Source organism: Streptomyces sp. DSM 120436 (assembly GCF_055778765.1).
This window is the reverse complement of sequence record NZ_JBSKBS010000001.1, coordinates 774,609-787,220: the sequence shown is the minus strand read 5'-3', so window position 1 is coordinate 787,220 and position 12,612 is coordinate 774,609. Positions and strand designations below refer to the sequence as shown.

At 72.1% G+C, this 12,612-nt stretch carries 10 protein-coding genes; 5 read left to right on the top strand and 5 right to left on the bottom strand.

The window, feature by feature from the left end; translation table 11 throughout:
* Positions 1-117 precede the first annotated feature (117 nt).
* The 4 genes from ACWH4W_RS03445 to ACWH4W_RS03430 form a co-directional block, all read right to left on the bottom strand.
* Positions 118-1,746 (bottom strand): penicillin-binding transpeptidase domain-containing protein, encoded by a 1,629-nt coding sequence (locus ACWH4W_RS03445; protein ID WP_473074372.1) that lies wholly within the window; start codon positions 1,744-1,746, stop codon positions 118-120.
* 404 nt (positions 1,747-2,150) lie between these two features.
* Positions 2,151-2,948 carry a hypothetical protein gene (locus tag ACWH4W_RS03440; protein ID WP_473074371.1) on the bottom strand — a complete coding sequence of 266 codons (798 nt, stop codon included), beginning with the start codon at positions 2,946-2,948 and terminating at the stop codon, positions 2,151-2,153.
* Between the two features lie 194 nt (positions 2,949-3,142).
* The gene (locus ACWH4W_RS03435; protein ID WP_473077401.1) at positions 3,143-3,658 is read right to left on the bottom strand and encodes a DUF6932 family protein; all 516 of its coding nucleotides are present in this window, start codon (positions 3,656-3,658) and stop codon (positions 3,143-3,145) included.
* A gap of 228 nt (positions 3,659-3,886) precedes the next feature.
* Positions 3,887-5,632 (bottom strand): dolichyl-phosphate-mannose--protein mannosyltransferase, encoded by a 1,746-nt coding sequence (locus ACWH4W_RS03430; RefSeq protein WP_473074370.1) that lies wholly within the window; start codon positions 5,630-5,632, stop codon positions 3,887-3,889.
* A gap of 85 nt (positions 5,633-5,717) precedes the next feature.
* On the opposite strand from ACWH4W_RS03430, the gene rsmI reads away from it, so the two are divergent.
* From rsmI to ACWH4W_RS03410, 4 genes are all read left to right on the top strand, one after another.
* A complete protein-coding gene (rsmI, locus tag ACWH4W_RS03425; RefSeq protein WP_473074369.1) occupies positions 5,718-6,572 on the top strand; it encodes a 16S rRNA (cytidine(1402)-2'-O)-methyltransferase in 855 nt (284 codons plus the stop codon).
* A 228-nt stretch (positions 6,573-6,800) separates the two neighbouring features.
* Complete coding sequence (locus tag ACWH4W_RS03420; protein WP_473074368.1) at positions 6,801-7,685, top strand: TatD family hydrolase; 885 nt, start codon at positions 6,801-6,803, stop codon at positions 7,683-7,685.
* A gap of 366 nt (positions 7,686-8,051) precedes the next feature.
* Entirely contained in the window at positions 8,052-8,969 is a 918-nt protein-coding gene (gene rsmA / locus ACWH4W_RS03415; RefSeq protein WP_473074367.1) for a 16S rRNA (adenine(1518)-N(6)/adenine(1519)-N(6))-dimethyltransferase RsmA, read from the top strand.
* A complete protein-coding gene (locus tag ACWH4W_RS03410) occupies positions 8,966-9,862 on the top strand; it encodes a 4-(cytidine 5'-diphospho)-2-C-methyl-D-erythritol kinase (RefSeq protein ID WP_473074366.1) in 897 nt (298 codons plus the stop codon). Before rsmA ends, ACWH4W_RS03410 begins: the two co-directional genes overlap by 4 nt.
* Positions 9,863-9,870: 8 nt before the next feature.
* On the opposite strand, the gene ACWH4W_RS03405 is transcribed toward ACWH4W_RS03410, so the two are convergent.
* Positions 9,871-10,461, bottom strand: a complete 591-nt coding sequence (locus ACWH4W_RS03405) for a Uma2 family endonuclease (RefSeq protein ID WP_473074365.1) — start codon at positions 10,459-10,461, stop codon at positions 9,871-9,873.
* Between the two features lie 156 nt (positions 10,462-10,617).
* Between ACWH4W_RS03405 and ACWH4W_RS03400 the strand changes: the two genes are divergently transcribed.
* Positions 10,618-12,426: an ABC-F family ATP-binding cassette domain-containing protein gene (locus ACWH4W_RS03400; protein WP_473074364.1), complete on the top strand. Its 1,809-nt coding sequence runs from the start codon at positions 10,618-10,620 to the stop codon at positions 12,424-12,426.
* Positions 12,427-12,612 lie beyond the last annotated feature (186 nt).

The following is a 12,612-nucleotide window of genomic DNA, read 5'->3' as shown; positions in this document are numbered from 1 at the left end:
GTCGCCCCGCCCCGGCCCCCCGCGGCCCGCGTGGCTCTCGATCGAGTCAAGGCCCCGTCGGCGCTGCTGCGCCGACGACGGCCCCCACCCTAAAGTCCCGCCGGACGGGCCGTGCGCTCAGCCGCCCGCTCGTAGCACGGCTGCGACAATCGGCCCCGCCGCGTCGCCGCCGTGGCCGCCCTGCTGCGCCATGGCCGCCGCCGCGACGTCGTCGCGGAAACCGGTGAACCAGCTGTCCGACGTGGCGTTGCCGTCGACCTCCGCGGAACCGGTCTTCGCGCCGATGTCACCGCCCAGGCCGGACATCGCCCGCTGCGCGGTGCCCCGGGTGGCGGTGAGCCGCATCATCTCCTTGAGCTGGGCGGCCGTGTCCGCCGGCAGGCCCTTCGCCTGCGCGAGCTGCCGGCCGTCCAGCTCGGGGGAGACCAGGTACGGCTGGCGGAAGGCGCCGGTGACGGCGGTGGCCGTCACGGAGGCCACGGTCAGCGGGTTCATCTGCACCTGGCCCTGGCCGATGGCGTTCGCCGCCCGGTCCGGGCCGCCGGAGGCCGGCACGCTGCCGTCGAAGGAGGCGATGCCGGTCTTCCAGTCGTCCCGGCCGAGCCCGAACCGCTCCTGCGCCTCCTGGGTGAGCGAGGCGTCGGTGAGCGGCTCCTCGTCGATCAGCTTGATGAAGGCCGTGTTGCAGGAGCGCAGGAAGCTGTCGGCGAGGGTGGCGCCCTCGTTCGGCGCCATGCCGGTGAGGTTCTTGAAGGTCTGGCTCTTCCAGACCGCGGTGTCCGTGCAGGGCGCGGGTCCGTTCATGGAGGCCACGCCGTTGTCGATGAGCATCGCGGCGGTGACGATCTTCATGGTGGAGCCGGGGGCGACCTGGCCCTGGAAGGCCGCGTTGAAGCCGTCACCGCGGTGGTTGGCCACCGCCAGCACCTCGCCGGTGCTGGGCTTCAGCGCCACCACCGACGACTCGGGGTACGCCCGCACCGCCTTCTCGGCGGCCGCCTGCACCCCGGCGCTGAGCGTGGTGCGCAGCGTGCCCGGCTCGCCCGCGGCGAGGGTGAGCAGCGGGGTGTCCGCCTCCTCGGTCGCGTGCCGGACCGACAGCTCGACGGCCGGGCTGCCGCCCGCCTGGTCGCCGTACTTCTGCCGCAGCGTGTCCAGGACCGGGCCGAGGGAGGGGTACTTCTCCTTCGTGAGCACGGCGCCGTCACGGTCCACCGCCTCGATGGGCGGCTGCGCGGACTCGCCGGTGACGAGGGTGTCGCCGTCCTCCAGGTCCGGGTGCACGACGGACGGCGCCCAGTCGACCAGCGCGCGGCCGGTGGTCTCGCCGCGCACGACGGTCAGGGTGCTGGCGTAGCGCAGGGGTTTGGAGACGCCGTCGAAGGAGACGGTCGCCCTCACCGTGAACGGCACGGTGGCGCCGCGCGGGGCGCCCGGCGTGATGTCGACCCGGCCGATCCGCGCCTCCTCGCCGTACGCGGTCAGCAGCGCGCCGGCGTCCTGCGCGTCGTTCGTGTACGACGCGGCCTCGGCGGCCCGCCCCGTCTCCCAGGCGCCGAAGAACGCCTCGGTCGTCTCCCGCACCTCGTCCCGGTCCGGCGGCCCCGACCTCGGCGTGTCCGACGCGGCGGAACCGCCGCCCCCGCTGCCGACGGCCGAGACGATGTTGTACGCCCCGTACCCGGCCCCGCCGACCATCACGGCGAACACGCCGCCTATGACGGCGACCTTGACCCCCCTGCCCATCGGCCGATCCCTCCCCCGGTCGGGCCCCGCGTCTTCTGAACGCGTTCAAAAGCCCCGGCACGTGCCGAACTCTATGCGCTGCCCGCGCCCGACGGGGCCCTAGTTCCGGATCGTTGTCCCAAAGAGACCCGTGCGGGGCGGTCCTCAGGTCCCTTCGGGACCGGCGGCCGCGGCCGCGACCGCGGCCACGTCCCGTCCCGCGCGGCGTCCCCGAGCCCCGCACCACTGTTTGACCCACTCGGCAGGGTCCTCCCACGGCTGAGAAACCAACGGCGGACTGGCGTCGGAACACGAGGGAAGAGGCCGTGCAGGCCGCCGTCGGCATGCTCGGCCTCGAGTCGCTGACTCGCGCCGAGAATCACCCCTTCCGAAAAGTTCGACCTCGCAGGCGGGGATCAGCTGAGTCAGGACTCGGTGCTGTCCGTGTTTCGAATGTTCAGGACCGAATAAATATTTCGTTCCCGTCCGCCGGCGAATACGACCTTCGTTACCTCCATCTCGGTCGAGACTCGCCTGTTGAAATACATGCCTAGTTGCCCAGTGATCTCTTCGTCGGTGCTGGCACGGATGATCTCGCCACTGTCGGTTCGGATTTCGACCTTCCCGCGGAAAGAGCTGGCTGTGCCGAGCCATCCCGTCACGGTGATGCGCTCGGCGTCCGTGAATTCGCTTTCCTCGCAGAGCTGGCGAACCCGCAGCGCTCCTGAGGGCGTCCAGTTGCTACGCCTGACGACTCCTCCGTGGGTGCGCCAGGTTACTCGTACGCCTATGTCGGCGTCCGTAAGGTCAGTGGTCAGAGCGCCGATGTGCTTCATGGCTCTCTGGCCGAGCGGAGCGAGCTGTTCCGTCAGGAGATCGTTGGAGGAGGTAGTGCCTTCCGAAAGGTCGACGATGTCCAGCACTTTGTCAATGGCTTCATCTAGAACCGTGTCCAGACGCCCATGGAGCTCGCCGAACAGGTCGTACTGGTCTGCCTCGATCGACGGCCCGTACATTGCCACGCCAAACGAGGATGGATAGGTGGCGGCGGCGCTCAGGGTGGTGGCGTCACGAATGTCTCGTGGAATAGAAGCGAAGCTGGTCGGGCGTCCATAGACAGCTTGCGCAACAGCGGAGACGGAGTCCTGAAGATGTGTCAGAAAAGCCCCGAGTGTTGAAACGGGGACCGTGTGCTGAGTTGTCGGTGCCCCGGTGAGGGCCACATCGAGTCGCCGTCGCTCAGACTCATCAAGCGGGGCTCCAACGGCTTTCAGGAGCCTTCTGCGCTGAACCGTAGCGAATTCCGCTCGCGTCGCGGGCGCCTCAGGGGCGCCATGAGCGCGGCTATTCCGGATTTGCCTCATCCACTGCCGGAGGGCGTCCTTGTCCGACGGGTCAGGCATGGGTGCGCGTGATGTCATAGCAGCACCTCTACGTAGCCTCGGCGGAGTTCACTCGGCACTGAGTGGACCGATGTGGGCTTGACGGCTTGGCACACCTCATCGCAGAGGCCGAGGTCGCGAAAGGACTCGCTCGTTTCGCGGTCGAGGAGGCTGGGCGCCATCTGGGATACCGGCAGCCTCTTGGGAAGGCGCAGGATCAAGGCATCGACGCGCAAGCCCGTCTCCGCGCACCAGCCGGCATCGGTAAGATCATTGAGATCAGCCAGTGTGTCGCGATCGAGTGTGTCGTAGTAGTGGGCGCTGACCAAGTAGGTCACGTCCACATCGCTGGGGTCGGGCTTGCTGCTCACAAAGCTCCCTCCGACCCACATGCGACTGATCTCCCCTGCCTGCGTCTCCACCATGATGCGGTGCGTAGACCATTCTTCCCAGATCTCACGCCGGATCGCAGACCCTGTGGATGCAACGAGCGCGCTGTACAACTCGTCCATGGACGCCGCGTAACGGCCCGGCGGCAACAGCCCTGTCACAGGGTCAAGGCTGGGCAAGCAGCTCAAGATGCTCGATCCCCCTCCCGCTTGATCGGCATTGCGATCCTAGCCACGGAACATGCCTCATGTAGTCGCTTCGTTTCCCTGTGACTCAAGGGACTGGGCCGGTTCGGGGCCGTCCGGACGGGACCAACGACGGCCGCCGACGAACAGTGGCGACCACGACGACACTGCGGCGCCGTCTTGGTGCCTGTTACGTCCGCCTCGCTAGACCCACGTGTCCAGCCACATCCGCGACCGCCAGTCCTCGATCGGGATCGGGGTGCCGGTGTAGATCGGCCAGAAGTAGATGAAGTTCCAGACGATCAGGAGGGTCACCACGCCCGCCGCCGTCGCGCCCGCCACGCGGCGGGTGTCGGTGGAGCGGGGCGGACCGACGACCGCGCCCAGGAACATCGCCACCGCCAGGCACAGGAACGGCAGGAAGACGATCGCGTAGAAGTAGAAGATCGTCCGTTCCTGGTAGAGGAACCAGGGGGCGTAGCCGGCGGCGATGCCGCAGGCGATCGCGCCCGCGCGCCAGTCGCGGCGGAAGAACCAGCGCCACAGCACGTACACCAGGGCGAGGCAGCCCACCCACCACAGCATCGGCGTGCCGAGGGCCAGGACCTCCTGCGCGCACTTCTCGCCCGCGTCCGCCGGGCAGCCGTCCACGCCCGGCGCGGGCGACTCGTAGAAGTACGACACCGGCCGGCCGAGGACGATCCAGCTCCACGGGTTGGACTCGTACGTGTGCGGCGAGGAGAGACCGACGTGGAAGTCGTACACCTGGGTCTCGTAGTGCCACAGGCTGCGCCACCAGTCGGGGAACAGCCACGACCAGTCGCTCTGCCGGCCGTCGCGGGTGGCCCAGTCGCGGTAGTAGCCGCCGCTGCCGTCGGTGGCGGAGAGGATCCAGCCGATCCAGGACGCGAAGTAGGTGACCACCGCCACCGGCACCGTCGACAGGAACGCCCAGCCCAGATCCCGCCTCAGCACCGCCCGCCGGGGCCGGACCGCGCCCGCGACCCGGCGCGCGCCGACGTCCCACAGCACGGACATCACGCAGAACGCGGCCATGATGTACAGGCCGTTCCACTTGGTGCCGGCCGCGAGGCCCAGCATCAGGCCCGCCGCCAGCCGCCAGGGGCGGAACCCGATCCGGGTGTTCTCGGCGACGTCCACGTCCGGGCGGGCGCGCCCGTCCGCGTCCACCGGCAGCGCGGCGGCCAGTTCGGCGCGGGCCCTGTCCCGGTCGAGCAGCAGGCAGCCGAAGGCGGCCAGCACGAAGAACATCAGCACGCCGTCGAGCAGCGCGGTGCGGCTCATCACGAAGTGCAGCCCGTCCACCGCCATCAGCGCGCCCGCGAGGCAGCCGAGGAACGTGGAGCGGAACAGTCGCCGCCCGATCCGGCACAGCATCAGCACCGACAGCGTGCCGAGCAGCGCCGTCATGAACCGCCAGCCGAACGGGTCGAAGCCGAACAGCAGCTCGCCCAGCCCGATGACGTACTTGCCGACCGGCGGATGGACCACGTACGCCGCGTCCGTGGGGATCGGGACGTCGCCGCCCGAGTCCAGGATGAGCCGGTTGACCTCCTTGTCCCAGTTGACCTCGAACCCGCGGTGGACGAGCGCCCACGCGTCCTTCGCGTAGTACGTCTCGTCGAACATCACCGTTCTGGGGCTGCCCAGGTTCCAGAACCGCAGCACCCCCGCCACCAGCGTCACCAGCAGCGGGCCTCCCCACGCCGACCAGCGGACGAGCCGGTCGGCCAGGACCGGGGGCACGCCGAGCGTCTTCCACAGCCGGCCCGACGGTTCGGTGTACGGCGGGACCAGGCGGTCGCGGACATCCCCTCCGGCGGTGGACGTCCGGTGGCCGAAACGCCGCAGCCGGTGCTGCCACGTCTGCCGCTGCCCGAGCGACGACTGCTCCTGGAGGGTGTCCGTGGAGGACGCGGTACTGGTCACCGCGCCATCGTAGGGAACAGCGCGGTGTGAGTCCCGCGCATGGCCGGTATGCCCCGCCTCCGTCCGTTCCTGGGAGGATGACCACGTGACCGGAACCCTCGTACTCGCAGGCACCCCCATCGGCGACATCTCCGACGCGCCGCCCCGGCTCGCCGAGGAACTCGCCGGAGCCGACGTCGTCGCCGCCGAGGACACGCGGCGGCTGCGCCGGCTGACCCAGGCGCTCGGGGTCACCCCCAAGGGACGGGTGGTGTCGTACTTCGAGGGCAACGAGACCGCCCGCACGCCCGAACTGGTCGAGGAACTGGCGGGCGGCGCGCGGGTGCTGCTCGTCACCGACGCCGGCATGCCGTCCGTGTCCGACCCCGGCTACCGGCTGGTCGCCGCGGCCGTCGAACGGGGCGTCCGGGTCACCGCGGTGCCGGGGCCGTCCGCCGTGCTCACCGCGCTCGCCCTGTCCGGGCTGCCCGTCGACCGGTTCTGCTTCGAGGGGTTCCTGCCCCGCAAGGCGGGCGAGCGGCTGGGCCGGCTGCGGGAGGTCGCGGACGAGCGCCGCACCCTCGTCTACTTCGAGGCCCCGCACCGCCTCGACGACACCCTCGCCGCGATGGCCGAGGTGTTCGGCGCCGAGCGCCGCGCCGCCGTCTGCCGCGAGCTGACGAAGACGTACGAGGAGGTCCGGCGCGGCCCGCTGGCCGAGCTGGCCGCGTGGGCGGCCGAGGGCGTGCGCGGAGAGATCACCGTGGTCGTCGAGGGCGCACCCGAGAAGGGCCCCGGGGAGACCGACGACGCCGAGCTGGTGCGCCGGGTGCGGGTGCGCGAGGAGGCGGGCGAGCGGCGCAAGGAGGCCATCGCGGCGGTCGCGGCGGAGGCCGGGCTGCCGAAGCGGCAGGTGTTCGACGCGGTGGTGGCGGCCAAGAACGCGGGGGAGTTGCGGTAGGGCGGGGGCGGCCGGGAACGCGGGGGAGTTGCGGTAGGGCGGGGGCGGCCGAGAACGCGGGGGAGCTGCGGTAGGGCGGGGGCGGCCGAGAACGCGGGGGAGTTGCGGTAGGGCGGGGGCGGCCGAGAACGCGGGAGGGCTGCGGCAGGGACCGTAGGACAGGGTCGCCGTAGGAGCCGGGGGCTTCCGCCGGAGGGGTGCGCGCGCCGCTTCCGTAGGATCGGGAGCATGCCTGCCGACGACCGAGACAAGAACGCCGCGCCGCCGCTCCCGGAGCCCCTGCGGGTGCCGGTCGCGGACTCCCACACGCACCTCGACATGCAGTCCGGCACGGTCGAGGAGGCCCTCGCCAGGGCCGCGTCGGTGGGGGTGACGACCGTGGTGCAGGTCGGCTGTGACCTCAAGGGGTCCCGGTGGGCGGCCGAGACGGCGGCGGCGTACGACGCCGTGCACGCGACGGTCGCGCTGCACCCCAACGAGGCGCCCCGCATCGTGCTCGGCGACCCGGGGGGAGGGGGACCGCGGCAGGCCGCCCGTGAGCCCGGCGGGGACGCGGCGCTGGACGACGCGCTCGCCGAGATCGACCGGCTGGCCGCGCTGCCGCAGGTCAAGGGCGTCGGCGAGACCGGCCTCGATCACTTCCGCACCGGCGAGGAGGGCAGGCAGGCGCAGGAGCGGTCCTTCCGCGCCCACATCGAGATCGCCAAGCGGCACGGCAAGACGCTGGTGATCCACGACCGCGACGCCCACGCCGACGTGCTGCGCGTGCTGAAGGAGGAGGGCGCCCCCGAGCGCACCGTCTTCCACTGCTACTCCGGGGACGCGGAGATGGCGGAGATCTGCGCCCGCGCCGGTTACTACATGTCGTTCGCCGGCAACGTCACCTTCAAGAACGCGCAGAACCTGCGGGACGCGCTGGCCGTCGCCCCGCTGGAGCTGGTGCTGGTGGAGACCGACGCGCCGTTCCTCACCCCGGTCCCCTACCGCGGGCGGCCCAACGCCCCCTACCTGGTGCCGGTCACCGTGCGCGCCATGGCCGCCGTGCGCGGCATCGACGAGGACGCCCTGGCCACCGCGCTCGGCGCCAACACCGCCCGCGCCTTCGGCTACTGAGGGCCCGGCCGTGTGCCGCGCTCCGTGGTCGTGCCGCCGGGGAGGGCGACCGGCGCTCGGCCGGGTTCCGGGAGCTCCTTCGGGGGTTTCCGGCGGCCGGCCCCGGAGCGTGCCGGCGCGAACGCCGCCCCGCGGTTCGAGACGCGCCGGAAGACGTGTCCGGCGCACGCCGTGTGCGGCGGGATCCACGAGGCGGGTACCGCGCTCGCCCCGCCCCGCCGCTCGCCCCGCCCCGCCCCGCCGCTCGCCCCGCCCCACGCTCGCCCCGCCGCCGTCCCGGAGGTGGCCGCACCGCGGGGAGCGGCCGCGCGGACGACGGCACCCGCGGTGACCGGGGCGGGCCCGGCCGCCCCGTACCCTTGTCCCGTGACCAGCCCCACCCCCGACGCCCTCCTGGGCCCCGCCGACGTCCGTGAACTGGCGGCCGCCCTCGGCGTACGGCCCACCAAGCAGCGCGGCCAGAACTTCGTCATCGACGCCAACACGGTCCGCCGTATCGTGCGCACCGCCGAGGTCCGCCCCGACGACGTGGTCGTCGAGGTCGGCCCCGGGCTCGGCTCGCTCACGCTGGCGCTGCTGGAGGCCGCCGACCGGGTCACCGCGGTGGAGATCGACGACGTGCTGGCCGGCGCGCTGCCCGCCACCGTCGCCGCCCGCATGCCGGAGCGCGCCGACCGGTTCGCGCTGGTCCACTCCGACGCCATGCACGTCACCGAGCTGCCCGGCCCGGCCCCGACCGCGCTGGTCGCGAACCTCCCCTACAACGTCGCCGTCCCGGTGCTGCTGCACATGCTCGAGACCTTCCCGAGCATCGAGCGCACCCTGGTGATGGTCCAGGCCGAGGTCGCCGACCGGCTCGCCGCCGCCCCCGGCTCGAAGGTGTACGGCGTCCCCTCGGTCAAGGCCAACTGGTACGCCGAGGTGAAGCGGGCCGGGGCCATCGGCCGCACCGTCTTCTGGCCCGCGCCGAACGTCGACAGCGGCCTGGTGTCGCTGGTGCGGCGCGCGGAGCCGCTGAAGACCACCGCGACCCGGCGCGAGGTGTTCGCCGTCGTCGACGCGGCCTTCGCCCAGCGCCGCAAGACGCTGCGCGCCGCCCTCGCCGGATGGGCGGGCTCGGCGGCCGCGGCCGAGGCCGCGCTGGTCGCGGCGGGCGTCTCGCCGCAGGCGCGGGGCGAGTCGCTGACCGTCGAGGAGTTCGCCCGTATCGCCGAGCACGGACCGCGGCACGCGCCGGAGCACGCGCCGCGGCACGCGTCCGACAAGGAGCCCGGTCACCCATGAGCGTCACCGTCCGCGTACCCGCCAAGGTCAACGTCCAGCTCGCGGTCGGCGCGGCCCGCCCCGACGGCTTCCACGAGCTGGCCAACGTCTTCCTCGCGGTCGGCCTGTACGACGAGGTGACCGCCACCCCGTCGCCGGGCGGACTGCGGATCACCTGCGACGGACCCGACGCCGCCCAGGTCCCCCTCGACCGCACCAACCTCGCCGCCCGCGCCGCCCTGGCCCTCGCCGAGCGGTACGGCCGGACGCCGGACGTCCATCTGCACATCGCCAAGGACATCCCCGTCGCGGGCGGCATGGCCGGCGGCAGCGCGGACGGCGCGGGCGCCCTGCTCGCCTGCGACGCGCTGTGGGGCACCGGCGCGAGCCGTGAGGAACTGCTCGACATCTGCGCCGAGCTGGGCAGCGACGTGCCGTTCAGCCTGGTCGGCGGGGCGGCGCTCGGCACCGGGCGGGGCGAGAGGCTGACCGGGCTGGAGGTCGGGGGCGCCTTCCACTGGGTGTTCGCCATGGCCACCCGGGGACTGTCCACGCCGGCGGTCTTCCGCGCGTTCGACCGGCTCGGCGAGGGGCGCGACATCCCGGAGCCGGTCGCGTCCCAGCCGCTGCTCGACGCCCTCGCCAAGGGCGACCCGGACGCCCTCGCCGCCACCGTCACCAACGACCTCCAGCCGGCCGCCCTGTCCCTGTTCCCGGAACTGTCGGACACCCTCGCGGCAGGCCGCGCGGCAGGCGCCCTCGCCGCCCTGGTCTCCGGCTCGGGCCCGACGACGGCCTTCCTCGCCCGCGACGAGGAGGAGGCGGAGGCGATCGCCGAGGCGCTGGGGTCCTCGGCCGCCTGCCGCGCGGTGCGCACGGCGACCGGGCCGGTGCCGGGGGCGACGGTGGTGTGAGAGGCGGGTCAGAGCTCGTCGATGGCCGTCAGGTCGATGTCGATGCCGTACGGCTTGTCCACCTTGATCCGGTAGCGGTGCATGCCCATGTGCACGTACGCACGAGTGAGCGGGTCCAGTTCGTAGACGTGGATGAGCGGCGTCCGGCCGCTGCCGTCCCGCTCGACCCTCCAGAAGTGGGGGATGCCGGCGGCGCCGTACTTGTACGGCTTGGTCGTGCGGTCGCGGGACTCCGAGTCCGGGGACACGACCTCGACGGCCAGCACGACGTCCTGCGCCTGATAGCTCGTCTGGTCCGGGCCGCGGACCGCGTCGGCGTGGACCACGCTCACATCGGGCTCCGGCCCGTTGCGCCGGTCCAGGACGATGGTCATCTCGCGCTTCACCCGGTACTTCTTCGGCACGCTCCGCCGCAGGCCACCCACCAGCAGGTCGATCACATCTGCGTGGAAATTGCGCTGCGGACTCACGGTGACGAGACTCCCGTCGATCAGCTCGGTGTGCGGCGGGAGATCAGGCAGGGTGAACAGGTCGTCCACGGTGTAGCCGTCCGGGGGCGGCACCGGCCAGCGGCGGTGCTCTGCGGGCTCGGCGGTCATGAGTCCTCCCCTGGACGGGATCCTGCTGCCTGGCCACCACGGTAGTCGTCCGGTTCCGATCACGTCATCACAAAGGGTGACCGTCTCCTCGCGTCACGGGCGCCCTCCGGCAGGGCCTACGCTGGAAAGCTGATCGATCCACCGGGCAGGAGAGAAATGGCCGTCAATCTGGTCAATGTCGAGAACGTCAGCAAGGTGTACGGCACGCGTGCGCTGCTGGACGGGATCTCCCTCGGCGTCTCCGAGGGCGACCGGATCGGGGTCGTGGGGCGCAACGGGGACGGCAAGACCACGCTGATCCGCATGCTGGCCCGGCTCGAGGAGGCGGACAGCGGGCGCGTCACGCACTCCGGCGGGCTGCGGCTCGGCGTGCTCACGCAGCACGACTCGCTCGACCCCGGGGCGACCGTCCGGCACGAGGTCATCGGCGACATGGCCGACCACGAGTGGGCCGGGAACGCCAAGGTCCGCGACGTGCTCACCGGGCTGTTCGGCGGGCTCGACCTGCCCGGCTTCCCCAAGGGACTCGACACCGTCATCGGGCCGCTGTCCGGTGGCGAGCGGCGCCGGATCGCGCTCGCCAAGCTGCTCATCGAGGAGCAGGACCTGATCGTCCTGGACGAGCCGACCAACCACCTCGACGTCGAGGGCATCGCCTGGCTCGCCGGACACCTGCGCGACCGCCGCTCCGCGCTCGTCTGCGTCACCCACGACCGGTGGTTCCTCGACCAGGTCTGCACCCGCATGTGGGACGTGCAGCGCGGCACCGTCCACGAGTACGAGGGCGGTTACTCCGACTACGTCTTCGCCCGTGCCGAGCGCGAGCGGATCGCCGCCACCGAGGAGGCCAAGCGGCAGAACCTGGTCCGCAAGGAGCTGGCCTGGCTGCGGCGCGGCGCCCCCGCCCGCACCTCCAAGCCGCGTTTCCGCGTCGAGGCCGCCAACGAGCTGATCAGGGACGTGCCGCCGCCGCGCGACAGCAGCGAGCTGATGAAGTTCGCCTCCTCGCGGCTGGGCAAGACGGTGTTCGACCTGGAGGACGTGACCGTCCAGGCCGGGCCGAAGGTGCTGCTGAAGCACGTGACCTGGCAGCTCGGCCCCGGCGACCGCATCGGCCTGGTCGGCGTCAACGGCGCCGGCAAGACGTCCCTGCTGCGGGCGCTCGCCGAGGCCGCCCGCAGCGAGGGCGAGGCGCAGCCCGCCGAGGGGCGGATCCGCGTCGGGAGGACGGTCAAGCTGGCCTACCTGTCGCAGGAGGTCGCCGAACTGGACCCCGAGTGGCGGGTGCTGCAGGCCGTGCAGCAGGTGCGGGAGCGCGTCGACCTCGGCAAGGGCCGCGAGATGACCGCCGGCCAGCTCTGCGAGACCTTCGGCTTCGGCAAGGAGAAGCAGTGGACGCCGGTCGGGGACCTGTCCGGCGGTGAGCGCCGCCGCCTCCAGCTGCTGCGGCTGCTGATGGACGAGCCCAACGTGCTCTTCCTCGACGAGCCCACCAACGACCTCGACATCGAGACCCTCACCCAGCTCGAGGACCTCCTCGACGGCTGGCCCGGCTCCATGATCGTCATCTCCCACGACCGGTTCTTCGTCGAGCGCACCACCGACCGCGTCTTCGCCCTGCTCGGCGACGGCGCCCTGCGGATGCTGCCGCGCGGCGTCGACGAGTACCTGGAGCGCCGCAAGCGCATGGAGGAGGCCGCCGCCTCCGCCCCGGCCGCCGCTCCGGCCCGGAGCGCGGCGCCCGAGAAGAGCGCCGCCGACCAGCGGGCCGCGAAGAAGGAACTCCAGCGGATCGAGCGCCAGCTCGACAAGGTCTCGGCCAGGGAGACCGCCCTCCACGCCGCCATCGCCGAGCACGCCACGGACTTCGCGAAGGTGGCCGAACTGGACGCCGAGCTGCGGGACCTGGCCGGTCAGCGCGACGAGCTGGAGCTGCGTTGGCTGGAACTCGCCGAGGACGCCTGACCGGCGCGAAAGCCGCGTCACGCGCCTGCGCGCGGGGAGCGTGCGCCGCGTGAAGAGGGCGTGGAGGCACGTAACGGACACATCACAGGCCGGTCCTCCCTTGGGAACAGGGGAGGACGCGGCCCGGTGGCGTGTCGGTACCGGGTGATAGAAAGAGCCGTCTGGTAAGCGACCGACGACGACTCT

Coding starts and splice junctions, on each gene's coding strand:
- ACWH4W_RS03420 (WP_473074368.1), top strand. CDS start 6,801: ATGCCTGCCGACGACCGAGACAAGAACGCCGCGCCGCCGCTCCCGGAG.
- ACWH4W_RS03445 (WP_473074372.1), bottom strand. CDS start 1,746: ATGGGCAGGGGGGTCAAGGTCGCCGTCATAGGCGGCGTGTTCGCCGTG.
- ACWH4W_RS03400 (WP_473074364.1), top strand. CDS start 10,618: ATGGCCGTCAATCTGGTCAATGTCGAGAACGTCAGCAAGGTGTACGGC.
- ACWH4W_RS03405 (WP_473074365.1), bottom strand. CDS start 10,461: ATGACCGCCGAGCCCGCAGAGCACCGCCGCTGGCCGGTGCCGCCCCCG.
- ACWH4W_RS03410 (WP_473074366.1), top strand. CDS start 8,966: ATGAGCGTCACCGTCCGCGTACCCGCCAAGGTCAACGTCCAGCTCGCG.